The organism is Wolbachia endosymbiont (group A) of Hedychridium roseum (assembly GCF_964028325.1).
Taxonomy (GTDB): Bacteria; Pseudomonadota; Alphaproteobacteria; order Rickettsiales; family Anaplasmataceae; genus Wolbachia.
On sequence record NZ_OZ034755.1, the window covers coordinates 566,708 to 591,507 of the forward strand.

Consider the following 24,800-nt stretch of genomic DNA (forward strand, 5'->3'; position numbering starts at 1 on the left):
TTCAGCAGGCAAGTATTTAAAGTGACCAAAGATATTTTACCTAATTTTCTCTAGCATATTTACCTGTATACTTACAAAGCTACCTAATACCGCATACTGATTTCTCTCTTTATTTTGTACAAATTAATTAAGTGAAGTGAGTATAGTATCCACACTACTAAAAAAAATGTGGCACAAAACATAAACATTACAATGAGTGGCAACAGCAAAGAACTTTCTATTGCTACTCCACCTCTTCTCAAAATGCTTGCTGGCTGATGGAGAGTAGACCATAAATTCACAGAAAATTTTACTACGGGAATATTTATAGCACTAAAAATGGCAAATACTGCTGCTGATTTTTCTGCCCTCGCTTCATTATCAAAAGCGCTCCACAATGAAAGGTAGCCAACATATAGGAAAAATAAAATTAGCATTGAAGTAAGCCTTGCATCCCATACCCACCAAGTGCCCCAGGTTCCTTTTCCCCAGATGCTACCTGTGATTAAGCATATTGCAGAAAAGACTGTCCCTGCAGGAGCAGCAGCATGTGCCAAGACACTAGCAATGCTATTGTTCCACACCAATGAAATGAAACTAAGTGATGCAATGAGTCCATATATTCCAAGAGCAAGCCATGCAGAAGGCACATGAATGTACATAATTCGTACAATTTCTCCTTGTTTATAATCTTCTGGGGAGAAGAATAACGCTAAAAACATTCCAATTAAAAAACATGCGAAACAAATAACCCCAAGCCAAGGTAGTGCTTTTTTAGAAAAAGAAGTGAAATTTGTAGGCTTTAATAAAAACATTCGTTTTGAGAATAATTGCGTTAAGAATTTACCAATTAGTTTGAGTTTTATCAACAGGATAGTTTTTCTGCATTGACATAGATTAACAAATTAGCACAATTTCAGTAGCCGATTGCTTGCTATTATTTTTAGTATAACACTATATAAAACATGACCCTTAAAAAGCTTAATTTACACTTAGTATCAGATTCAAGTGGTGAAACTGTTATATCAGTTGCAAAATCAGCTCTGAAACACTTTCGTTCTGTAGAAACAATCGAATATGTTTGGTCTTTTGTGAAAGGAGAAGAGCAGATTGACAAAATTCTGGAGGAAATTAATAGGAAAAGTGATGAGCATAATTTTGTTATATGCACTATTACTGATGATGAGCTAAGAAAATATCTAAAAGATAACTGTATAAAGTTGAAAATTCCCTATAGAGCAATATTATTACATATTATTAGAGAAATTTCGTCCTATCTTGAAATTGAAAAAGACGAAAAGCTTGACTTGCATACTGAGATAAATAACGAATATTTTCAGCGCATTGAGGCAATAAACTACACTATTAATCATGATGATGGGCAAAATATTCAAGATATTGATAAAGCAGATATAATTTTGGTTGGAGTTTCACGTACATCAAAATCTCCCACCAGTACGTATTTAGCTTATCGAGGCTATAAGGTTGCAAATATTCCTTTTGTTAGTGGAGTACCCTTTTATGTCGACTTGGCAAAATTAAAAAATAAACTAACGATAGGGGTAACAATAGACGTAAGTAGGCTAATAGAAATACGCAAAAATAGACTTACTTCAATTAACAACGAAGATAATAATATATATGCTAATCCTAGAAAAGTAGAAAAGGAAATTAAAGAAGCAGAGGAACTATTTAAGCAGAATAACTGGCCAATTATTGATGTCACGCAAAAGTCAATCGAAGAAGTATCAGCAACAATTATACAGTATTTTAATAAAATGTGAAAAATTTATCAATTGACTAACTCTCTGTAAGTGATCATAATGTAAGGTAATTTAATTCTTACTATAGATATGAAAGTCAAAGGGTCGCTAAAATCTCATCGTAACAGAGATAAAAATTGTAAAGTTGTGAAAAGGGGTGGTAAGATTTACATTATAAACAAGGTAAAGCCAAGGTGTAAAGCGCGTCAAGGTTCTTAGCTTTTTGTTCACCTTTTCATGTTATACATTTCTTGTATGTGAAAGTACGGTGTTTATACCTAAAAAGAAGCAAAAGTTATTGTGTTTAAGCGCAGCCTTATTCATTTCTTCTCTTACATTATATTTTAGCATTAGCACAATTACAGGTAAACGTGGCTTATTGACGTTAATCGACTTAAAAAAAGAGATTGAGTACAATAAGCTTTTGCTAAAGGATGTCTCTTCTGAAAAGGAAAAGTTGGACAATAAAGTATTTGGCTTATATGAAAAAAGCTTAGATTTAGATCTGCTCGATGAGCAAGCAAAAAATGCTTTAGGTTATGTGAACCCTAATGAACTTATGGTTGTTCTTGACGTGGAATAGCAGTAGACTTCTTGCGTTACCTCCTGTCATTCAAGCCCCTTTCTTGTCATCCCAGTGCCCCTATGATGTCATTCCAGTGCTTGACACTGGAATGACATCATTATAGAGTGAACCAGTGTCAGCTACTTTCATGACACCATTCTTTTTTCTGGATTCCAGTGCCAGTTACTTTCATGACACCATCATAAAGTGAAACTAGATTCCAGCGTCACGCGCTGGAATGACAAAAAAGAGTAGGTTTTTTATGTGATTATGCAAGAAGCTAGTGTAAATTTAAGTTTTATCTACCGCTTGATCAAAAAAGAATAAGTTTAGTAAAAAATAATGATATTATTAGTGGAACATAAAATAGTCCCACTGCAGTACTAATTAGAAGCAACAGAGTAGCTTTATCTGGTTGATAATTCAAAATATTAGCAAGTATTATACTGGACCCAGAAACTGGAATAATAGCCAGCAACATCAGTGCTTTATATATACTCTCGTCGTATACACCTATAACATGTTTGTCTAGAAGGACAATTCCTAAAACAAACAGTGGCCAGAATACGTACTTTGCTGTAATAGTGATCAAAGCAAGCTTCCAATCTACTTTAAAGCTTGTAATATTTGCAATGCTCACTCCAAGTAGCATCATCCCTAATGTGACAAATGTACTTCTAATATTCATCATAACATCTGTTAAAAAAGTAGGTATTTGTATATCATATATACTTAAAAAGAAGCCCAGAACCATCGCATAAAGCGAAGGAAGTTTGAACAACTTTAATATGCATTCTTTTGCGGTATAAATACCATTTGCAGCTATGTAAAATCCTAAGCTATTTTCAAACAACGCCATTCCTATATAACAAACAACATATACAGATACTGAATCTTCATCAAACAAAGCCATGGCAATCGGCAGGCCAAAATACCCCATACTTGTGCTGCCCGAGCTAAACGCTAATATGTTTCTCGTGTTATCCTTAAATAAAAAAGAAGAAAGATAATACACTGATAAGGACATAGTGCTACCTATAAACCATATCAAAATCGGCAGAGAAATTACTTTTAAATTAACTTCTGTATGAGAGACTCCATATAAAATCACTATTGGATTAGCTATATAAAAGAGTATTTGAGATATAGTGTTTCTGTCAATTTTAAGACATTTTCCTGATAAATAACCAATAAATATTGTAATATAAATAGGTAATATTTTTAGGAAAAGAGTAAGGAACATACTAGCCTATTGTGATACTTTTGACTGATAAAGTGATATTAGATCTTAAGGTATTATAAAAGTAAACAAAATTTATTTTCCAATTTATCCAGTTCATAGTTAATTAAAAAAGATTCACTTAGTGTCAAAATTTGTTTTTACATAAGACTTAAGAATGACATTTTTATGATAAAATTATGTTAAGTTTCTATAAAGCTCCTTGCATATTTTTGAATAATGATGAAAAATTAAACTGCTTGTGGTAATTTAGACGGACTGTTGAAAAAGTAAGAGGAAATAAGTAAAGTTAGGACAGAGAGTAAGGGCTTTAACATAGTTGTCATATTTTTCTTTAATTAACCCTAGTGTCCAATTTACCCACCATAGCTTCACATGAGGTGTTTCTAACCATTTTAATAACAGTAAAAAATGTTCTTCTTTCAACGCTTTAAATGTGATATTTTTATTCATTAATTAAAAATTTCAAATGTTACTACCCTTTCTATTAATCCTGTCTCTAATTGCTAAGTTCATTGAAATTGACATTTCCGTACCTAATTTTCCTGATATGGTGCACTATTTTAACGTATCATAAGGCACAATTCAATTAACTATTGCTTATAATTTCCTAGGCTTTTGCATAGGAGGGTTGTTTTTTGGTCCATTGTCTGAATGCTATGGCAGAAGAAGGATTATGATCATAGGTAACACTTTGTTATTAATCGGCGCTGTTGGTTGTGTTTTTGCACCGTCGATTTTTTGGCTTTTAATTTCTCGCTTTGTTCAGGGCATTGGTGTTAGCACATCTGTAGTTGTGTTTGCAATCGTTGCAGACAGCTACAAAGGCGACGAAGCGGTGAAATTTATTGGAATCATGAATTCTGTTCTTACAGTTGTCATGGCAATTGCGCCAGTGTTAGGCAGTTTCATTAATGAAATTGTAGGATGGCGTGGTAATTATGCAACTGTTGCAATACTTTGTTTGATCTCTTGGGTTTTGCTGCTTTTTCTGTTACCAGAAACAAAAAAGGATCGCGATGCTTTCAGTTTGAAAAAAATAATGAAAGATTACAGAAAACTACTATCTAGTCCGAGGTTTGTTACGTTGTCTTTAATGTCAAGCCTCTTTTCTGCTGCGTATATGTCATTCATTACTTGTGGACCTTTTTTGTATATGGAGACTTTTGGTTTATCTAGCACTATTTATGCACTACATCAAGGTGCAATAGTTGGGTGCTTCTCACTCATTAGTCTATTTGCTGGCAAAATCTTACAGAAACTTGGAGCAATATGGTGTGTAATTTCTGGTACGAGCGTGGGTGCTATTGGGTCTCTATTGCTTGTAATATTCAGTATAATTGTACCCCACTCTTTCTACTTAGTAACACTGTCTATGATTATTTTTTCTATCGGTTGTGCAATTTGCCAGCCAGTGATTTTTAATGCATCAATAAATGTTTTCCCTGAAATTAAAGGCACAGCTTCTTCTGCAGTCTCGTTCATTAGAGCTTTTATCATGGCTATTTTTATCGGCTTAACAAGCTACGTTTACAACGGTCAAGCAATTAGTGTAGCTGTTCTTGTTCTATCCGCGATAGTACTAGAACTTGTTTTTACTGCCTGTTTATTGTTTTTAAAAGATCCGGTATAATTAATGATCTTTTTACAGATGTGAGCGATTAACTTTCCCCGGCCAATCTTTCTGCTTCATTACGTGAAATTAATGCCTCAATAAATTCATCTAGTTCACCTTCTTTTATAATCTGCTCTAGCCGATGTGAAGTTAGATTAATTCTGTGGTCTGTTATTCTTGATTGTGGAAAATTATATGTTCTTATGCGCTCGGAACGATCACCAGAGCCAATCTGACTTTTTCTCATTGTTGACCTTTCCATTTCTTTTTTTTGTCTTTCAATTTCGTATAGCCTTGCCCTCAATACTTTAAGCGCTTTAGCTTTATTTTTGTGCTGCGATTTTTCATCTTGCTGTATTACAATTATCCCTGTTGGCAAGTGGGTGACCCTTACTGCGCTGTCAGTTGTATTCACTGATTGCCCTCCAGGACCACTGGATCTATAAACATCTATTCGTAAGTCTTTTTCTTCTATTTTAAAGTCAACTTCTTCTACTTCAGGTAATATCGCAACAGTAGCGGCAGAGGTATGTAACCTTCCTGAGGATTCAGTTTCTGGCACTCTCTGTACTCTGTGTGCTCCTGATTCAAATTTCAACCTTGCAAAAACTTCTGTTCCATTAATGAGTGCAGAAGCTTCCTTATAGCCACCTATACCTGTATTAGAAATGCTTATTGGCTCGAACTTCCAATTTCTTCTTTCTGCATATTTTTGATACATACGAAATAACATTGCTGCAAATAATGCTGCTTCTTCTCCTCCTGTACCTGCTCTGATTTCCAATATTGCATTTCTTAAGTCATCTTCATCTTTAGGCAATAATGCTAACTTTAGTTTTGCTTTTACTTTTGGTAATAATACCTTGTGCTTTTCGAAAAATTCTTCTTTTGCTAACTCTTTTATATCTCCTTCGCTGTTTTCATCTTTCATTATTTCCTCTAAGTCTGAAATTTCCTCTTTCAGCGTGTTATATTCATCAATTATCTTGATTATTGGCCTGAGCTCAGAGTATTCCTTTGAAAGAGTAATGAATTCTTTTTGACTTAAATTGGCAGGGTTTTCCAAGTTCCTTTCTATATCACTAAATTTTTTCTTTAAGTCTTGTAAATTATTCTCTATATTCATATAGCACAGATCTAGTATTTTCACTAAGTAATATATACTGAAATAAAAAATTTCTTATATCAAGCAATAACACTATAATATATCTACTACCTTCTACTTGAATATAATGGCAAGACAGATAACATCAAGCTGCAATTTCATATTTGGAGCTTCGGACATGAAATCATTACCAGATGAGTCGGCTCCAGAGATTGCGTTTGCTGGTAGATCAAATGTAGGAAAATCCAGTCTGATCAACTTACTGATAAACAGCAAAAAAGCTGCCAGAGTTTCCTCTAAACCTGGATGTACTAGACAAATAAATTTTTACTCTATGTACAATGATAAATTCAGACTTGTTGACCTACCAGGGTATGGTTATTCTCATGCAGGTAAGGAGGAAATTATACAATATTTAAACTTAATTGAGTATTATCTAATTCAAAGAAAAAATCTAAGAAGAGTGTTTGTGTTGATAGATAGCAAGGTAGGATTAAAAGAAATAGACAAAGACTTCATTTATTGGTTAATATATAATAATATTAACTTTAACGTTGTGCTAACAAAAATAGATAAAGTGAGTCAAAAAAGCCTAGATGCCATTCTAGAAGATACTCAAAAATGGATTAATAATGAGAATGTGTCAATTCATCAAATAAGCATCCGTATTAAGCATAAAATAACCAAGGTAAGAGGTGAGTTTTTCAAGTTTACAAGATAAAAAAATGAAGAGTAGTGAATTTTTAAAGGGTGAAGTATCATTTGAACAAAAAGCAGAAATATTACTTGAAGTGTTATCTAACATACCTAGCTTTGTGGGTGAAACTTTTGTCATTAAATGTGGCAGCGTAACGATCTCGGATGAAACACTATTCTATACTTTTGTGCATAATGTTGTCTTATTAAAGCAGCTTGGTATAAATCCGGTGATAGTTCATGACGGAGAATATGAAATTAACTCAGTGTTAAAAATGCTGGGTATGGACAGTAAGTTTGTGAATGGTATCAGACTTACAGATAAAGACACTATAAAAATCATTGAAATGGCACTGTGTGGTTCAGTTAATAAAAAAATTGTTCAGCATATAAATTCTGCTGGTGGTTCAGCTATTGGATTATGTGGAAAAGACGGCAACTTAATAAAAGCTGAAAAGATAAGCGCTACGCTTAAGGAAGACAGATCAAATAACATCGAAAAAATACTAGACATGGGATTCATCGGTAGGCCCACTGAAATCAATCCTGATATATTATTTTTTATTGAAGAATCAGATTTTATACCAGTTATTGCACCAATTGGTCATGGAAAAAATGGGGAAACATATCATATTGATGCCGATAGCACTGCAAGCACAATTGCAATTGCAGTTTCTGCATCTAAAATGATAACCTTTAGCGATACAGGTGAAGAAATAGATAAAATTGGTGGCAGGAAGATATCTGTTAAAAATTTAAATGCATCGATTGATTGTGGCAAAATTCAAGGAGAAAAATTTATTAGAAGGCTTATGGCATATACTAAAATGGTAGAGGAATGTGCTGGAGTTGTTCACATAGTTGATGGTAGAATACCTAACATTATGCTTGATTTATTTACTGAGAATAATTCAAGCATATCAATTGTGAGTGATTTATAACTAGACAACTACACGAATAGACTTCTTGCATAACCATATGACGGACTTTTCTTGGGAATAGAAACGAAAAAACTTACTTGACAAACTCCGCCGGCCCCCTTATTATGACAATAATGGTATTTATGACTCAAAACTTGTTTTTGACCTGCAGGCTCAATGACAAAATTCAGTAAAAAACTTAGGGTATTTTTTGACGGATTACATAAAATTATAGCGGCTGCATGTCTTTTAAATTTTTTCTACATTCAGCCAAAACGCGCTTAAACTAAGCTTCAGCACATTATTACAGCGCCACTTACAGTAATATAGAGTCAAAACTCGCACCACGGGAGTTCTTTGCCTTTTTTTTCATTTGGTAAATTTCTTAATGTTTGTAGCTAAAAGAGCCCAAGAGAGGTGTCATCCCGCTGCTTGTTAGCGGGATCTATGTTAAGAGATACCGCGAATGAATCGCGGTATGACGTAGGAATGAATCGCGGTATGACGTAGGACTGCTGTCATCCCAGTGCCCAGACACTGGGATCCAGTTTTCTATATAATCTCATCGAAAATGTTGTAACCACTTTCTATGCTAGTTTGCTTGCTTACAAGCAAACTTTTCTGGATCCCAGTGTCTGGGCACTGGGATGACAAAAAAGGGGCTACTCGGATGACAAAGAAATAGGCACTGGGATGACGAGAAAGGAGTACTGGGATGACACCTACGCACGCTCACTTTGTCATTCCAGCGTGTGACCAGAAAAAACATAGACCCCAAGTGTCAGCTACTTGAACAACATCACTTTGCTTAAAAATTGCAACGTTTGTACACGGTATGACGTTAGCTATTGTGCTACACCTTTCCCCTGAAACTAAAATCTATATACTTAACTTTAGAAACTTCAAAATACGATGCGATCTAATATTAGAGAGTTATTTTGCTATATAAAACCTAATCTATCTTATTTCATCATAGCTTTTATTGCAGTTTTATTTTCAGCCTTAACGATCCTCCTCTTTGGCAGAGGCTTAAGCAACATAATTGATTCTGGCACAGAGCACGATTTTACTACCAAACTATTAGTTGCAATACTTATAGTTTTAGCCATTTCTCTCACTGCATTTACTCGGTTATATTTCATTGGCATTGGCAGCGAGAAAGTTATCGCAAGAATCAGATATGACTTATATAGCAGTATCACTGACTTGCAACCAAGTTTCTTTGAGAACACAGGCGTACAAGATGTTATCTCAGCACTCATTACTGATACCTCTGCGCTGCAATCAATAATAAATAGCAGCCTACTCACCATATTGCGAAATTTTGTAATATTAATTGGCAGTGTTGCCATGTTATTATATACAAATCTGCACCTAACTGCGTATGCAGCCGCAATAGTACCTATACTACTCATTATCATGACCTCACTTGGAAAAAAAGTGCGTAGCTATGCACGCTTTGCCCAGGATAAATTAAGTGAGCTTGCGTCATTTAGTGAGGAAAACTTTCGATCTATAGTGACTATCAAGTCGTTTGTACTCGAAGAAAATGAAAAAATCCGTTTTCAAGAGTATTTAAACTCAGTATCAAAATCATACGTAAAATTAGTACTCTTGCGTGCTATTTTAGTAACTCTAGTTATCACGTGTGTGATAGGTTCACTAGTTGTTTTGCTCTTTTTTGGTATTAAAGAAGTCTTAAGCAATAATATAACTATTGGAGAACTCTCCTCATTTGTGTTTTATTCAGCGCTTGCGGCAGGAGCTATAAATAATTTGAGCGATAATATCAGTGATTTACAACGAGGTCTTGGAATAGTAGAGCGTTTATTTGAATTTAAAAATATGAAAAGCTCTATAGCAGATGCCAATGATCCTATAAAAATTTGTAGTGTTCAAAAAGGAATTTCGTTTAATGGCGTGACATTTTTTTATGAATCTCAGTCTGATAAGCCAGCGTTAAATAACATATCATTTTCTATAAAGGCAGGTCAAGTAGTATCAATTGTTGGACCATCTGGCAGTGGTAAAAGCACCATTTTAAAACTTCTGCTCCGTTTTCATGATCCAAGCAGAGGCAGCATTACTATCGATGGGCACAATATTAAGTCAATTGCGTTAAATGACCTCAGATTGTTGTTTGGCTTAGTGCCACAAGATAACATAATATTCTCTTGCTCAATAATGGAAAATATACTATATGGCAAACCTGGTGCTGAATATGAAGAAGTGAAGCAAGCAGCTATCAGCGCTTATGCGATGGAATTTATTGATAAGCTGCCTGATAAATTTGATACATTTGTAGGAAAAAGAGGATTAAAACTTTCTGAAGGACAAAAACAACGTATTATAATAGCAAGAGCCATACTCAAAAACCCTCAGGTTTTAATACTGGATGAAGCAACCTCTGCCCTTGATTATAAAAGTGAGAACCTCGTGCAAAAAGCATTAAGCAAGTTAATGCAAAACAGAACAACGATCGTAATTACACACAGACTATCAACTGCACTTAAAACTGACAAGATTATAGTAATTAATCACGGAAAAGTAGAAGAAGTAGGGACTCATGACTCCCTAATAAGTAAAGACGGGTTGTATGCAAAACTGGCGAAGATACAGTGGAATTGAAAGAAAATTTACATCATATCGTTAGTTGATATGCTAGATTTATAATTAAAGTTATTAAATTTTTAATCATTTTAATTTATAATAATCTTATAGTATTTTTTTAAGGATCATTATGACTTATCATTACAGTAATTTACCAAAACTACCATGTACGGGTTATAATTTGCCAGCTTTACCAGCACCAGTATCGAACTGTGCACAAGCTTGTGCACCTGCATACGCACCTTGTGCTACTAATTCGTGCCACAATCATTTTAACTCATATCATAACTATTATGACACATGTTATAATCCTTGTGATGAATTTGGGTTTCTTTATTAGAAGATTGTTTTTAAACAACTCATAAACGCACGTCTAGCTATACGTGCTTCCAAGAGCACATGGTTTCCCATGTGCTTCACATTTTGCTTGAAAATATAATAAACAGGTGCTTACTTGTTATTCACAGTAACCATATATTACAATTTATTTCAGCAACACGACTAATTTGACTACTGACAGCTTCTTCTTGGAATCTTATCATTATTCTACCATAGTAAAACTTTTAACTCTAATATCTGCTACATTAAAGTCGTATTTTGAAATGTACTGTAAGTTTGTATATGCTAATTTTAGCCTCAAAATTATTAAATCATTAACTTTTTTATCCTATAATAATCTAATAGTTATTTTTTAAAGGATTCTTATGAATTATAATTTTTCCTCATCTCCACGTGTTGGTTCATGTATTCCTACGCGCACAGCTTGCACAACTGAACCACGGTACCATCATAATTTTGATCCACATTGTCATAACCACTTTAACCCACATTGCCATGACCACTTTGATCCGTGTTATGATAGACTCGAATTAAATATACAGCTTCCTGATATAAAAATACCTCCTCGTCCTGAGGTAAAATGTCCTGAGGTAAAAATACCTCCTTGTCCTGAGGTAAAATGTCCTGATGTAGAAATACCTCCTTGTCCTGAGTGTCCTGCTTGTCCAGAACCTAAAAAACCAATTGACTTTTCAAAACTTACAATAGCAGTTGACGCAACTTCTGGAGAGATTAAAGATGCCATTACTAAGAAAACTAGTGGCTTAAAATTTGCAGACTGTAAAGAAATTATAGATAAAACTGACAACAACCTTGAAATTGATCCAGACAATCGTCTCAAAGGAGGATGTGATAGCAATTCTGAATGCAAAGCTTGTGTGGACGCGATAAATGCTTCTATAATAGACTCACGCAAAGAACCAGCATTTTTTTCTGAAAAAATGTCAGTACCAGAAGATACTGTTCATATTATATAAAGGCAACCAAGGTGTGTACATTGTTAGTACACACCCCCATTTTATGTTAATTCTTATTTATTAATGGAGCTATTTTATGTTAAAAAACACTTTTCCTTATTCAAATTATAAGCATGCAAGTCATGTACGTCAACTGCCACGTATGTTAAAAATTAATTTACATACAAAGCTAGATGATTGTAAAGACCCTAAGTCCGAGATTGATGATAAGACTAAGAATGAACTGAAAGAAAAGATTAAAAATGAACTAGAGGAAGATCTTAATTGTGAGATTGATGATAAGACTAAGGATGAAATAAAAGAAAAGATTAAAAATGAACTAGAGAAAGATCTTAATTGTGAGATTGATGATAAGACTAAGGGTGAATTGATAAAGGAAGTAGAAAAAAAAATAGACAAAGAATTAAAGGTAAAGTTAAATTGTGACATATTAAAAACGTGTAACCTTGAAGAGAAAACTAAAGAAATAATTGATGATGGTGGGTGTAACCGAAAAGGATGTGAAAACAGCAAAAAAGATGGTAACTATATTGACGTAAGTAACGATGGTAAGCTTTATATAAGAGAGGCAATAAATAAATTATACCCTGACTTAAGTGCAGACATTATTGACAAGATTAAAACTAATGATTATTATGTAAAACAATTTGGTATAACGGCAACTGACTGCAATAAGAATGGCATGGAATACCCTTTTATCACTTGGAGAGGAACTATGAATTCATGGTGCGTTACTATTCCTTCGAATAGTACTTGCAAAGAATCTTATAATATACGCCAAGTTGGTAACAAAGATCATTGGCCTGATTGGTATGCATCTTGTAAGAATGACATATTTTCTGACAATAGTTATTTAGTTAACACAAGAGCATATTACTACCCTGACAGTATTGACAGAGGCAAGCCAGTGGTGGTGCTCTCTCAAAGTCAATCACTGATGATTGCTGACAAGAAAACAGATAGACTTGTAAGAAAAGATGGAACAATAAGTAATAAAACTTTTGATGAATGCAGAGCATTTTTTGATCAGAAGGAAAGAATAACTGATTGTACAGAAGGTGGCAGAGATTGTGAATTGTGCAAAGAAGTAATTTGGGATTCTTCGGAGGTAGTGCCAGTGTTTTTTATATAAATGATATTTTGAACAGGGAATGGTATAAGCTTATACGATTTTGATACATGTGCCATTAAAGAAAAGACTGCAAGATTAGGCTTTTGCATAACCATATGAAAAACCAATAGCCCATTCTTCTTTGTCATTCCAGCGTTACGCGTTGGAATGACAGGGCTATAGGTGTCATCCAAGTAGCTGACACGGAGCAACACGTCATACCACCGCGGCCGCTAACGGGTAGCGGAATGACAGTTCTTCAAATTGTCGGTAAACCTAAGTCACTTTAGCTATAGATTACATCAGATAACCCTTCAACTCCTTCCATTTATCCACTATACTGCTACAAGTCTTATAGCTTTTTAGTTAATGAACATTTTCAAACAGGTTTCCTCTCTAATTTCCAGCAAATTAAATGAGTTGAAGCAAAGGGGTGTCATAAATACAAGTGCGGCAAATTTTATTGTAGAGCCTCCAAGCAATAGAGCGCATGGAGATATTTACACAAACGTTGCCATGGTGCTTGCAAAGCATGAAAAGAGGAATTCAGTTGAGATTGCAGGGATCTTAGCAAGAGAATTTAAACCTTTTAATGAAGTTGCAAAAGTGGAAATAGCAGGCCCTGGTTTCATCAACATGCACTTAAAAATAGAAGTATGGCATGGAATTTTAAAACAAATAAATGAGCTAAAAACAGAGTTTGGCACCCTAGATATAGGGAACAATCAGGCCATCAATGTTGAATTTGTATCGGCAAATCCAACTGGTCCACTGCATATTGGTCATGCAAGAGGAGCAGTATTTGGTGACGTTTTGGCAAATTTATTGAAAAAAGTTGGTTATAAAGTTACTAAGGAATACTATATTAATGATGCTGGAGCGCAGATAGATACACTAATAAAGTCAGTATATTTGCGGTATAAGGAAGCTCTGGGAGAAAAAATCAGCATTGAAAAAGGTTTATACCCAGGTGAATATTTAAAACCGATAGGGAATGGGCTGGCCAAAAAATATGGCAAGGAGCTTCTAGAAAAGCAAGATAATCAGGTGATTAGGGAATATACTTTAAGTTCTATCTTAGAAATCATAAAGGAAGACATGAACTTACTTGGGGTAAGTCATGATGTTTTTACTTCAGAGTATGAGCTACAAAAAAGTGGCAAAATTGAAGAGAGTATAAAGATATTGTCTGACAAGGGTTTGGTGCATGAAGGGTACCTGGAGAAACCAAAAGGCAAAGAAAGTGAAAACTGGACTTCCAGAAAAGAAATGTTATTTCGCTCTACAAAATTTGGTGATGACGTTGACCGCGCATTGAAGAAAGAGGACGGCAGTTGGACTTATTTTGCCTCAGATATCGCTTACCATTTTGATAAGATATCACGTGGTTTTAATAATATGATAGTAGCAGTCGGTAGTGATCATAGTGGTTATATCAAAAGGCTAAAAGCAGTTGTCTCTGCACTAAGTGATGATCAAGCAAAAATAGAGGTAAAACTGCATAATATTGTGAATTTTTTCGAGAATGGCAAACCTGTTAAGATGTCCAAAAGATCAGGAAACTTCCTCACAGCAAGAGATGTAGTGGAAGAAGTTGGCAGGGACATAACTCGTTTTATAATGTTAACACGCAAGAATGATATGGTCTTGGACTTTGATTTTGCTAAAGTTAAAGAACAGTCAAAAGACAACCCTATTTTTTACGTGCAATATGCGCATGCTCGTGCTCATTCGTTAATGCGTAATGCTCCAAAAGAGCTCCCAACAGCAGACCCTTCACTTTTAAAGACAGATGGGGAGCTCTTCCTCATAAAAACCTTAGCAAAGTGGCCAAATGTGATAGAAACAGCGGCAAGACTTTATGAGCCACACAGAATTACTTTCTACTTACTTGAAGTTGCAGAAGCGTTTCACGTTTTATGGGGGTATGGCAAGAGTGATTTAAACATGCGGTTCATACTGGAAGACAACTTAAACCTCACCGCTGCAAGAATGTTCCTTGTACAAGCCTTAGCACACGTCATCGCTTCTGGACTTTCTATCTTCAATATAGAGCCTTTGGAAGAAATGAGTTGATTTTTTTGCCATAATACATGATAATTAAAATATTATTGAAGTAGGGGTAAAATTATGACAATGAACTATGAGCAGTGGAAAAGAATGTTAAGCGCAGTTGATAAGGAGGAAGGCTTAAGTAAAGACAACGTAATTGACAAAATAAAAGAGGAATTAAAGAAATATCCAGAAGAATATAAGAAATGGGAAGAAGCTGGTTTTGATGTAGATTACCTATTTGAAATTGAAGATGATACATTAGATGATACATTAATAGCATATGATCGATTTATGTTATTGCATTTAGCTGCTAAAAATGGTCATGCAGATGTAGTAAATGCTCTAATACAAAACGGAGCAAATGTTAATGCAGAAGATAATTTTAAAAGTACTCCTCTATATGATGCTGCTAACAAAGGTTATATAGAGATAGTAAATGCTCTAATACAAAACGGAGCAAATGTTAATGCAGAAGATAATTTTAAAAGTACTCCTCTACATAATGCTGCTAGAAATGGTCATATAGATACAGTAAAAGTTCTAATAGCAAAAAGAGCAGATGTTAATGCAAAAGATATAGATGGATACACTCCTTTACATTTGGCTGCTAGAAATGGTCATGTAGACACAGTGAAAGTTCTAATAGCAAAAGGAACAGATGTTAATGCAAAAGATCAAGATGGATGGACTCCTTTACATTTGGCTGCTTACAAGTGTCATATAGATATAGTAAAAGTTCTATTAAAAAAAGGAGCAGATCTTTTATTAAAGAATAATTCTGGAAAAACTCCAAGAGATTTAGCTAGAACTGGTGATATAAAGAAGCTTCTGGAAGAAGAAGAAAAACAGCTAAAAAAACTAAACGAAGAAAAAAACGATTTACCGCAAGATAAGGATGATAATAAGGATACAACACCTCTTCTGGAAGAAACAGAAAAAAAACAACCTACATCAGCGATTAAAAAAGGTGTTTTTGCAGGTGGTGCAGTCGCAGTATTAGGCACTGCTGTAGCAGTGGCACTTTTTGTAACCGGAACGGTTGCAGTTGAGTTAATACCTATAGTAACAGCAGTGGTTGCAATTGCAGCAGCAGCACTAGCAGTTGGTGGTATCACATATATGATGTTAAAACCTAGTACTAAAGTAGAAGAAGTGAAAGAAGAACAAGGCCCACCAAATGAGCAGAAAATATATGCAGGGTATTTTATGTAATCCTATTGCTTGACAATATGGTCTAATTGTTATCTAGATTCCAGTGTCACGCGTTAGAATAACAAGTGGAGTGTCTGTAGGTGTCATTCTAGTCTGGAATCCAGTTTTCTTTACAAATTCACCAAAAGTGCTTCATTCTATAACGCAAAACCCATACTCACCAAACCCAATGCATTACTTGCAATTAAGTTTCCTGGATCCCAGTGTCTGGGCACTGGGATGACAAGAAAGAGGCTACTTGGATGACACCCTGACAACCTTCATCCCGCTACGTGTTAGCGGGATCTAGAGATACCGTGACGGTATGACGTAGGACTGCTGTCATCCCGCTACGTGTTAGCGCCACGCACAACTGTACGAACGTTGTAGTTTGGGCCACCAGTGGGCAGTGCCCAGACACTGGTTCTATGCAACTTAATTAAAAACGTTTGTTTTAGCGTAAGACAACTACCTTTAGCTCATCAGCTCAGTTATAAGCAAAATTTCTGGATTCCAGACTGGAATGACACCATTTGCTGTCTTCAAAAATGAATGTTTGTACAGCTATGCATAACTCTTTCAGATTTCATAATATCTCTTGCCACTCATCTGAACAGATACCCATTTTGGAGGGATACCAATAATAGTTGTGAGCGGGTGACCACTAGTCCACAAGCATAACACGCTCACGAAACTTTAATGCGATAGCTTGATTTCTACTGAAAGACAGCATTATGCCAAGTGCGATGCTCGAAGATAAAAGAGAAGAACCACCATAGCTAAGTAGTGGCAGGGTTATGCCGGTGGTGGGAAAAACACTCAATGTTACCCCTGTGTTTATTATGAATTGTGTGATGAATTGAATTGAGATACCAAGAATCACCAATAGATTGAATAATTCATTTTCTCTATATGCAACGTAAAGCAAGCGGGCGGAAATGATGCCAAATAACATCAATGTGGCTAAGCACGTAATCAAACCAAATTCTTCTGCTAAAACAGAAAACACAAAATCTGTATGACAATCAGGAAGAGAGGTTTTTACGCTACCTTCACCAGGTCCAACTCCAGTTAATTGACCTCTTTTGAATGCTTCTAATGATTTTGTGACTTGAAAGTTATCGCGTTGCGTAAAAAAGACAAAATTGTAAATCCTTTGCTTTATATGTGGGAGGCATAAGTAAGCTATTGTAGTTCCAGTTGTGGCCATTCCTATTATGCATAGAAAGTATAAAAGTGGTATACATGCAATAAACATTTGACCAATAAAAGAATATGTTAAAAGCATGGACATACTGAAATCAGGTTGCAAAAGTAACAACACAAAAACTAACAGAAATATTATGATTGATATGTGCATTTTAAACTTCATTCCGCTGGCTAAGATACTAGCTATAACAACAGAAAAAAATGGCCTTACGAACTCAGATGGTTGAACTGAAATTTTGACAATATGTAACCATCGTTTCGCACCTTTTACCTCTATACCAAGTATTATCGCAACTGCCACTAAAATAGTAAATAAAATGAAACCTGCGAATGAGAGGTTAAGTATAGTTCTTGTGTTGAGAAAAGAAAATGTCACCAGGGTAATTAGTGACAGGACTATATAAATTGTATGGCGCCGTATAAAATAATCTTGTGGTAAAGAAAGACGCTGCGCAATTACAGGGCTTGCTGAATAAACAAGAATGAAGCTTATAGTGAGCAAAAAAAACACTGGAAGGATGAGATAATAATCCAGCGTTCTATACCAGAATTTAATATTCATTTTGTTCCAATGTGTAATGCCACTATTCCATAGCTCATATTATGAAACTCAACATTCTTAAAGCCTACCTCTTCAATTTCCATTTTAAAATCAGCCTGAGTTGGAAACTCTCTAATGCTCTTCACTAAATATTCATAAGAACTCCTGTCTTTAGCAACTATGCTGCCAATTTTAGGAATTACTTTAAATGAATATAAGTCATAAAGTTTGGTAAATATCTCATTTTGATAGTGCATAGGGGCAAATTCTAAGCAGATAAATTTTCCATGTGGTTTTAATACCCTGTACGCCTCATTTAAAGCCTTCTTGCGGTCAGAAACATTTCGAATGCCAAAAGCTATTGTGCAATAATCAAATTCGGAGTCTTCAAATGGTAAACTTTCTGCATTCGCACATACCCAATCAAAATTAATTTGGTTTGAATTTATAGCTTTATCACGTCCTCTGCTTAGCATATTTTGATTTATGTCACATACTGTAACCTTAGCACTTGGCTCTTTTCTTACTATTCTTATTGCTATATCTCCAGTTCCTCCAGCAATATCTAAAATCTTAGAGTTTTTTGTAAAATGCACACTATTTACCATCTTATCTTTCCATAATCTGTGCATTCCGAGGCTCATTATATCATTCATGGTGTCGTAGCGACTTGCCACGGAATCGAATACCTCTTTAACTAATTGTGATTTCTTCTCGATTTTTATAGTAGACATTACGTAAAGTCGCTCAACTCCTTTATAATTAGTAAAAATTAATTTGAATTAACACAAATGTCAACGACAGGCCTTGAGCCTGTTGAAATCTTCTTCAGCGTGGTATGATGACCGAGTTAGTGGGCTTGATGCAACCACTAAGAAACCTTTGGAGTAAGCAACGTATTTATAATGCTCAAATTCCTCTGGGGTAACATACCTATCAAGTTTTGCATGTTTTGGAGTTGGTTGTAGATATTGACCAATTGTAATAAAATCAACCTCAGCACTGCGCAAATCGTCCATAACCTGAAGTATTTCCTCTTTTGTTTCTCCAAGACCAACCATAAGCCCTGACTTTGTGAAAACTTTAGGATTAATCTGCTTTACCATCTTCAACAAATATAGTGAATGAAAATAGCGAGCTCGTGGTCTTATTTTTGCATACAATCTCGGCACTGTTTCAATATTGTGGTTATAGACATCAGGTGATGCAACAGCAATTGCTTCAAATGCTCCTTTCTTATTTAAAAAATCAGGAGTTAAAATCTCTATTGTTGTTTCTGAAGTTATCTTTCTAATTTCTTCTATGCACTGTATAAACTGATTTGCGCCACCATCTGGTAAATCATCACGATCAACAGAGGTAATGACAACATGTTTTAAGTTTAACTTTTTTATCGCTTTTGCTAAATTTTCTGGCTCATGAGGGTCTAGTTTATCAGGAATGCCAGTTGCAACGTTGCAAAATGCACAAGCACGAGTACAAACAGAACCAAGAATCATCACAGTAGCATGACGTTTATTCCAACATTCACCAATATTTGGACATGCAGCTTCTTCACATACCGTATGTAAGTTATGCAGTTTAACGATGTTTAAAGTTTCATTGAATACTTCACCGGTCGGAGCTTTTGCTCTGAGCCATTGAGGTTTGCTATGCATCTGAAACGGCTAACTCTACCTCTTGCTTTACTAAAACTTTTTTCAACCTTCTTTTTATCTTCTGCGCTTTTTCACTTAGTTTAATCGTTCTTGTGTTGAGCAAAAAAGCATCTAAATCACCTTTGTAATCTATAGTTCTCAAAGTTCTTGTTGCCACACGAAATCTAAACTTTTTATTCAATATATCACTTGTCAACGTAACCTTATGTAAATTTAAAAGAAAGGTACGCTTTGTTTTACGATTCGAATGTGATACCTTATTACCAAAAGATTTTTTTCTATTTGTTAATTCACAAACTCTACTCACTTCAATATACCAAATTATTCTATGTACTTAGATTACCTTATATAGTCAAATAGTCAATACTCTCTTGCTTAATTTTTATACCATATACTGCTTTGTAGCCAAAAAATATCGTAATTTTTTCTATTATAAGAGAAATCATATGCTGAATTTCTAATGCTTTACTGCCATTTGTTACTACTAGATGCAATACACCAGAATTTACATTCTGTGCATATGAGATCTTTTTCGGTTTTGTACACTCTGCTATTTCTTTCCCTACTATATTTCGCCAGTTTAAAATCAGACGTATTTCATTTTTGCTAATCTTATTTTTCATGCATTTTAATGCGTAATTTTCAATTATAGACTTTAATTTTTTTGGACCGCTACGTTTGAGCATTTTTCTGTTTTGTTTCTAGTATAACTAAATAAGTAAGGTTTACTACTACATTCGATTTCCTCAGTGCCAAATCCAAGTAGCTAACACTGGGATGACAACCTTCTAACTACTTTACAAACCTCTAGCCTCACACCGTAAAAAGCAGTATTTTTATGTAAAATTTATCTCAACGTAGCACTTGTCAGGCAAGTCGTAATCACGTTCCATCCAAAAATTTTTGTGCTGCCATCTTTGCCTCATAATTAACCTTCTAGCTGTTTTAATTGTAATTAATTAAATTATTATTAACCTGAGTGAATTTTAAATTAGATTTAAAAAGTACAGTATTGTCTAAAATGAATGATATACGGTGTCCGAATTTTAGACTCCTTCTTTTTTGTTGTCATCCCAGTACTTGATACTGGGATCCATTTTTCTTTTTTTTCTGGATTCCAGCGTCACGCGCTAACTTTTAATAGCGATAGTTATTTCTTATTTGTTAAGATCTTTCCTCAATCCAAGCTGCTTGAATGGCTTCGAGTATTTTCTCGTTACAGCGTTTTTCATCATCATCAAATTCCTCTAAACTCAAGACCTTTTTTTTAAGCTCAGTGAATCTGATATTAATTATATTCTCATCTGGAAATTTTTCCTCTAGAGCTTCTACAATATCTTCTATATCAAGCCATTTCATACTTTTTTGTATTTATCTGCTAAGTTAAATTGGTGCCCATGGGGAGACTTGAACTCCCAAGGTCGCAAAACCCACGGATTTTAAGTCCGCTGCGTCTACCGATTCCGCCACACGGGCTTTTTTTTATCTATCTAGAGTAAAACTCTACTACTAAATTGACTTCCATGTCTGCTGAATAAGGAACCTCAGAATATTGAGGTGACCTCAAATACTTCACTGAATGCTCTTTACTATCTGTCTCTAAATAATCCGGAGCCTTGCGCTCTTGTTTTTGTTCAGCCTCTACTACTACAGGGATTTTTGCTGCCCTTTCTCTTATTTTTATTATATCACCTGGTTTCACTCGATAACTCGATATGTTGACCACCTTATCATTAACTGTAACGTGCTTATGAGATATGAGCTGCTTCGCTGCATAAATTGTTGGCACAAGACCAGAGTGGTATAAAACAGAACTGAGCCTTGATTCTAAAATACCGATAAAATTATCAGCCGTATAACCCCTTCTGTTATAAGCATCTAAAAATGTACGTCTGAGCTGCTTACTTGAAATCGCATAGTAAAACTTAAATTTCTTATGCGCAGCAAACTGCTTACCAAAGTCGGATAACTTCTTGAATCCAAGAATACCATGTTGACCTGGAGGGTATTTTCTTTTGTTTACTGGGTCTTTAGCTCTACCCCATAAATTTACACCAAGTCTACGGCTAATCCTATACTTTCTAGTGATAACAGTTGTCATATAAAAACTCTCACGATTTAACTTTAGATTATTAAGGATTTTAGCATTCAGTGTCAACTTGTTTTTGCTGATATAATCTTTTATACTTCATTTTTAAGTTTTTCTATTAACACATGAATCATTCACATTTGGAATCTATGGCAAACGCCATCCGTTTTTTATCAATTGATGCAGTACAAAAAGCAAACTCTGGACACCCAGGTATGCCACTTGGCATGGCAGATGTTGCAACTGTTTTGTTTGCTAAATATCTGAATCATAATCCTGATGATTCTAAATGGTTCAATAGAGATCGCTTTGTTTTATCAAACGGTCATGGGTCAATGTTACTATACTCAATATTATATTTGACAGGTTATACTAGCATAGATGAGCTAAAAAACTTTAGGCAAATGGGATCCAAGACCCCAGGTCATCCAGAGTTTGGCTTGACTTCCGGGGTAGAGGCAACAACAGGCCCGCTCGGTCAGGGGTTTGCCGCTGCTGTTGGCATGGCACTTGCTGAATCAATCCTTAAAAAGCAATTCAGAATCAATCACTACACTTACGTAATGCTAGGGGATGGCTGTCTTATGGAAGGAATAAGCCATGAAGCAGCATCACTTGCTGGGCATCTTAAATTGAATAAATTAATAGCCCTTTTTGATGATAATGATATCTCTATAGATGGCGCTACTTGCCTTTCCTGCTCTGATGATGTAGAGAAACGCTTCTTAGCGTATGGATGGAATGTTGACAAAATTGATGGCCATGATTTTGATGCCATATCCCTTGCAATAGAGCAAGCAAAAAAGTCTGATAAACCTACAATGATCTGCTGCAAAACTATTATCGGAAAATTTTCAAGCCGTGCTGGCACATCCTCTGCTCACAGTGGTGCTTTTTCGGAGGAAGACATCAAACAGATGAGAGAGAAATTAAACTGGAATTACGAGCCATTCCATGTGCCAGAAGATGTGAAAAACGCCTGGAAGAAAACTGTTGAGAGAGCAAGGCAAAATTACAATTCATTGTCATTCCAGCATGTGACCAGTGAAGAAGAAAAAGAATGGATCCCAGTGTCAAGCACTGGGATGACAGAAGAGAATGCTGGGATGACAGGATATCATGCAGAACTTCAAAGGCGACTAGATGAGCGTCTGCCAGATAACAGCAATTCGGTGTCATTCCAGTGCTTGAAACTGGAATCCAGTGAAAATAAAGAACTTCAAAGACGGCTAGATAAACGTCTAACAGACAATATCGATAATGTTTTGGCTAACTTGAAGAAACAAATACACGAGACAATGCCAAACGAAGCTACACGTTCTTCTTTCGGCATGGTAATGGAACTTTTAACACAACATATGCCGGAATTAATCGGCGGTTCTGCTGATCTTACTGGGTCAAATTGCACTAAATATAAGCACATGCAGGTAATAGATAGTAATAATTATAGTGGTTCTTATGTCCACTATGGAGTGAGAGAACACGCTATGGCAGCATGTATGAATGGTATGGCACTTCACGGCGCGATTCTTCCTTATGGTGGCACTTTTTTGGTATTTTCCGACTACTGTCGTCCTGCTATACGTCTTTCAGCTTTGATGAAACAGCAGGTTATCTATGTGATGACTCATGACTCAATTGGAGTGGGAGAAGATGGCCCAACTCACCAACCAATAGAGCATTTAGCCTCTCTTCGTGCTATACCAAATCTATATGTTTTTAGGCCAGCCGATGCAGTTGAAACTCTAGAGTGTGTTAGCATTGCACTCGAAAAAAAAGAATCACCTGCACTGTTTGCGCTCTCAAGGCAAAACGTAAGTTACATGCGCAAATTCTATTTTGATATCGATCAATCTGCTAATCTATCGAAGTTTGGTGCATATGTTTTGTGTGAATGTTCAAAAGAATTAAAAGTGACAATATTTGCTACGGGGTCCGAGGTTGAAATTGCAGTTGAAGCAAGGGAGAAATTGCAGGAAAAGGGTATAGGTACAAGGGTTGTTTCTATGCCATGCTGGAGACTTTTTGATGAGCAAAGTGATGAATATAAAGCGGCAATATTAAATAATGACAGCATCAAAGTTGCAATTGAAGCTGGAAGTGAAATGGGTTGGCATAAATATATAGGTTCAAACGGTATATTTATTGGCATGAAAAGCTTTGGAGAATCAGCACCTTATAAAACACTTTATGAGCATTTTAATATCAGCGCTGATCACGTAGTAAAATGTGTGTGTGAATTTTATCATTCCACTGTATATATTCAATAGAAACCACTTGACAAACTCTGCCAGCCCCTTTATCATGAAACTGAAGGTATTCAGTTATTCTTCATCTGTGCAGATTAAACAGCAAGAAAACAACGTAGTTGGCGTCTTATTTTTAATTTTTTGCACTATGTGCACCTTATGTCTTCACAACATTTCTAGGTTTTTACCTACACAAGCTGAAACGCGCTTATAAGTCGTTTAAGACAGTATAGTACGCCAATTTGCAGGATTAGAGAGTGACAACTAGCTAACACGGGATTTCTTTGCCTTTTTTTCTGCTTAGTAAATTTCTTAAACATTTAAACAAAGGTGAGTTGCATTTAAAAGCAGCTAAATTGCAGTGTTTAAGACTTAAAAAACGCCAATACTGAAAGTAGACAATGACTAGGGCTTCTTTTGCCTTTTTTTTCGTTTGGTAAATTTCTTAACGTTTGTAGCTAAAGTAACTTAGGTTCACCGACAACCGTCATCCCGCTACTTGTTAGCGGGATCTATGCTAAGAGATACCGCGGCGGTATGACGTAGGACTGCTGTCATTCCAGTGCCAGCTACTTTCATGACATCATCATAAAGTAAAATGAGATCCCAGTGTCACGCACTGGGATGACAGGAGAAGGTACTGGGATCTAGCCTTTATTATTTGGTTGAAATTAAGTCTTCTGGATCCCAATGTCAGCTACTTTCATGACATCATCATAAAGTAAAATGAGATCCCAGTGTCACGCACTGGGATGACAGGAGAAGGTACTGGGATGACACCGTCATAAAGGAACCAGTGCCTGGGCACTGCCCTCTTAGATGGAAACCAGTGTCAGCTACTTGGATGCATCCCACCATGTCATTCCAGCGCGTGACGCTGGAATCTAG

The 24,800-nt window shown here is 35.5% G+C and carries 23 protein-coding genes and 1 tRNA gene; 12 read left to right on the plus strand and 12 right to left on the minus strand.

Translation table 11 applies throughout. The annotated features are described in order from the left end of the window. Positions 1-83: 83 nt before the first annotated feature. Positions 84-794, minus strand: coding sequence for a heme ABC transporter permease CcmC (ccmC, locus tag ABWU23_RS02695; protein WP_253309953.1), 711 nt, complete (start codon positions 792-794; stop codon positions 84-86). Positions 795-944: 150 nt separating this feature from the next. Here ccmC and ABWU23_RS02700 point away from each other — a divergent pair, with 150 nt between their 5' ends. From ABWU23_RS02700 to ABWU23_RS02710, 3 genes are all read left to right on the plus strand, one after another. Next, complete coding sequence (locus tag ABWU23_RS02700) at positions 945-1,763, plus strand: pyruvate, water dikinase regulatory protein (RefSeq protein ID WP_353270751.1); 819 nt, start codon at positions 945-947, stop codon at positions 1,761-1,763. Positions 1,764-1,832: 69 nt separating this feature from the next. Further along, complete coding sequence (gene ykgO / locus ABWU23_RS02705; RefSeq protein ID WP_006279631.1) at positions 1,833-1,961, plus strand: type B 50S ribosomal protein L36; 129 nt, start codon at positions 1,833-1,835, stop codon at positions 1,959-1,961. 49 nt (positions 1,962-2,010) lie between these two features. Further along, entirely contained in the window at positions 2,011-2,325 is a 315-nt protein-coding gene (locus ABWU23_RS02710) for an FtsB family cell division protein (protein WP_253309259.1), read from the plus strand. A 295-nt stretch (positions 2,326-2,620) separates the two neighbouring features. Here ABWU23_RS02710 and ABWU23_RS02715 read toward each other — a convergent pair whose 3' ends face one another. Further along, positions 2,621-3,550 carry an AEC family transporter gene (locus ABWU23_RS02715; RefSeq protein ID WP_253309260.1) on the minus strand — a complete coding sequence of 310 codons (930 nt, stop codon included), beginning with the start codon at positions 3,548-3,550 and terminating at the stop codon, positions 2,621-2,623. Between the two features lie 628 nt (positions 3,551-4,178). On the opposite strand from ABWU23_RS02715, the gene ABWU23_RS02720 reads away from it, so the two are divergent. Next, positions 4,179-5,180, plus strand: coding sequence for an MFS transporter (locus ABWU23_RS02720; RefSeq protein ID WP_353270752.1), 1,002 nt, complete (start codon positions 4,179-4,181; stop codon positions 5,178-5,180). A gap of 28 nt (positions 5,181-5,208) precedes the next feature. Here ABWU23_RS02720 and prfA read toward each other — a convergent pair whose 3' ends face one another. Continuing rightward, positions 5,209-6,288 carry a peptide chain release factor 1 gene (gene prfA, locus ABWU23_RS02725; RefSeq protein WP_253308954.1) on the minus strand — a complete coding sequence of 360 codons (1,080 nt, stop codon included), beginning with the start codon at positions 6,286-6,288 and terminating at the stop codon, positions 5,209-5,211. 103 nt (positions 6,289-6,391) lie between these two features. Here prfA and yihA point away from each other — a divergent pair, with 103 nt between their 5' ends. The 7 genes from yihA to ABWU23_RS02760 all read left to right on the plus strand — a co-directional run bounded on the left by yihA (position 6,392) and on the right by ABWU23_RS02760 (position 16,187). Next, entirely contained in the window at positions 6,392-6,988 is a 597-nt protein-coding gene (gene yihA / locus ABWU23_RS02730; protein ID WP_410530054.1) for a ribosome biogenesis GTP-binding protein YihA/YsxC, read from the plus strand. A gap of 4 nt (positions 6,989-6,992) precedes the next feature. Continuing rightward, positions 6,993-7,904, plus strand: a complete 912-nt coding sequence (argB, locus tag ABWU23_RS02735) for an acetylglutamate kinase (RefSeq protein WP_253308952.1) — start codon at positions 6,993-6,995, stop codon at positions 7,902-7,904. A gap of 891 nt (positions 7,905-8,795) precedes the next feature. Continuing rightward, positions 8,796-10,511 (plus strand): ABC transporter ATP-binding protein, encoded by a 1,716-nt coding sequence (locus ABWU23_RS02740; RefSeq protein WP_265016351.1) that lies wholly within the window; start codon positions 8,796-8,798, stop codon positions 10,509-10,511. 686 nt (positions 10,512-11,197) lie between these two features. After that, on the plus strand, positions 11,198-11,809 hold the full coding sequence (locus tag ABWU23_RS02745; protein ID WP_353270754.1) for a hypothetical protein: 612 nt from the start codon (positions 11,198-11,200) through the stop codon (positions 11,807-11,809). A gap of 76 nt (positions 11,810-11,885) precedes the next feature. Beyond that, the gene (locus ABWU23_RS02750; protein ID WP_353270755.1) at positions 11,886-12,941 is read left to right on the plus strand and encodes a hypothetical protein; all 1,056 of its coding nucleotides are present in this window, start codon (positions 11,886-11,888) and stop codon (positions 12,939-12,941) included. A 348-nt stretch (positions 12,942-13,289) separates the two neighbouring features. Further along, positions 13,290-14,996 carry an arginine--tRNA ligase gene (argS, locus tag ABWU23_RS02755; protein WP_353270756.1) on the plus strand — a complete coding sequence of 569 codons (1,707 nt, stop codon included), beginning with the start codon at positions 13,290-13,292 and terminating at the stop codon, positions 14,994-14,996. 54 nt (positions 14,997-15,050) lie between these two features. Next, a complete protein-coding gene (locus ABWU23_RS02760) occupies positions 15,051-16,187 on the plus strand; it encodes an ankyrin repeat domain-containing protein (RefSeq protein ID WP_353270757.1) in 1,137 nt (378 codons plus the stop codon). Positions 16,188-16,830: 643 nt separating this feature from the next. Here ABWU23_RS02760 and ABWU23_RS02770 read toward each other — a convergent pair. From ABWU23_RS02770 to rpsD, 8 genes are all read right to left on the minus strand, one after another. Further along, a complete protein-coding gene (locus ABWU23_RS02770) occupies positions 16,831-17,937 on the minus strand; it encodes an FtsW/RodA/SpoVE family cell cycle protein (protein WP_253308944.1) in 1,107 nt (368 codons plus the stop codon). Beyond that, complete coding sequence (ubiE, locus tag ABWU23_RS02775) at positions 17,934-18,650, minus strand: bifunctional demethylmenaquinone methyltransferase/2-methoxy-6-polyprenyl-1,4-benzoquinol methylase UbiE (protein WP_353270758.1); 717 nt, start codon at positions 18,648-18,650, stop codon at positions 17,934-17,936. Before ubiE ends, ABWU23_RS02770 begins: the two co-directional genes overlap by 4 nt. A 60-nt stretch (positions 18,651-18,710) precedes the next feature. Continuing rightward, positions 18,711-19,574, minus strand: coding sequence for a lipoyl synthase (gene lipA / locus ABWU23_RS02780; RefSeq protein WP_264732375.1), 864 nt, complete (start codon positions 19,572-19,574; stop codon positions 18,711-18,713). Then, positions 19,567-19,881 carry a 50S ribosomal protein L28 gene (gene rpmB / locus ABWU23_RS02785; RefSeq protein ID WP_006279619.1) on the minus strand — a complete coding sequence of 105 codons (315 nt, stop codon included), beginning with the start codon at positions 19,879-19,881 and terminating at the stop codon, positions 19,567-19,569. Before rpmB ends, lipA begins: the two co-directional genes overlap by 8 nt. 37 nt (positions 19,882-19,918) lie before the next feature. Then, positions 19,919-20,260 (minus strand): DUF721 domain-containing protein, encoded by a 342-nt coding sequence (locus tag ABWU23_RS02790; RefSeq protein WP_182182927.1) that lies wholly within the window; start codon positions 20,258-20,260, stop codon positions 19,919-19,921. A gap of 478 nt (positions 20,261-20,738) precedes the next feature. Next, positions 20,739-20,933, minus strand: coding sequence for a Fe-S cluster assembly protein IscX (gene iscX, locus ABWU23_RS02795; protein ID WP_253308941.1), 195 nt, complete (start codon positions 20,931-20,933; stop codon positions 20,739-20,741). A gap of 30 nt (positions 20,934-20,963) precedes the next feature. Further along, positions 20,964-21,050: transfer RNA gene (locus tag ABWU23_RS02800), tRNA-Leu, on the minus strand. A gap of 10 nt (positions 21,051-21,060) precedes the next feature. After that, positions 21,061-21,675: a 30S ribosomal protein S4 gene (rpsD, locus tag ABWU23_RS02805; RefSeq protein ID WP_265016347.1), complete on the minus strand. Its 615-nt coding sequence runs from the start codon at positions 21,673-21,675 to the stop codon at positions 21,061-21,063. A gap of 113 nt (positions 21,676-21,788) precedes the next feature. Here rpsD and ABWU23_RS02810 point away from each other — a divergent pair, with 113 nt between their 5' ends. Continuing rightward, entirely contained in the window at positions 21,789-23,933 is a 2,145-nt protein-coding gene (locus tag ABWU23_RS02810) for a transketolase family protein (protein ID WP_353270759.1), read from the plus strand. 693 nt (positions 23,934-24,626) lie between these two features. On the opposite strand, the gene ABWU23_RS02815 is transcribed toward ABWU23_RS02810, so the two are convergent. Further along, positions 24,627-24,770 carry a hypothetical protein gene (locus ABWU23_RS02815; protein ID WP_353270760.1) on the minus strand — a complete coding sequence of 48 codons (144 nt, stop codon included), beginning with the start codon at positions 24,768-24,770 and terminating at the stop codon, positions 24,627-24,629. Positions 24,771-24,800 lie beyond the last annotated feature (30 nt).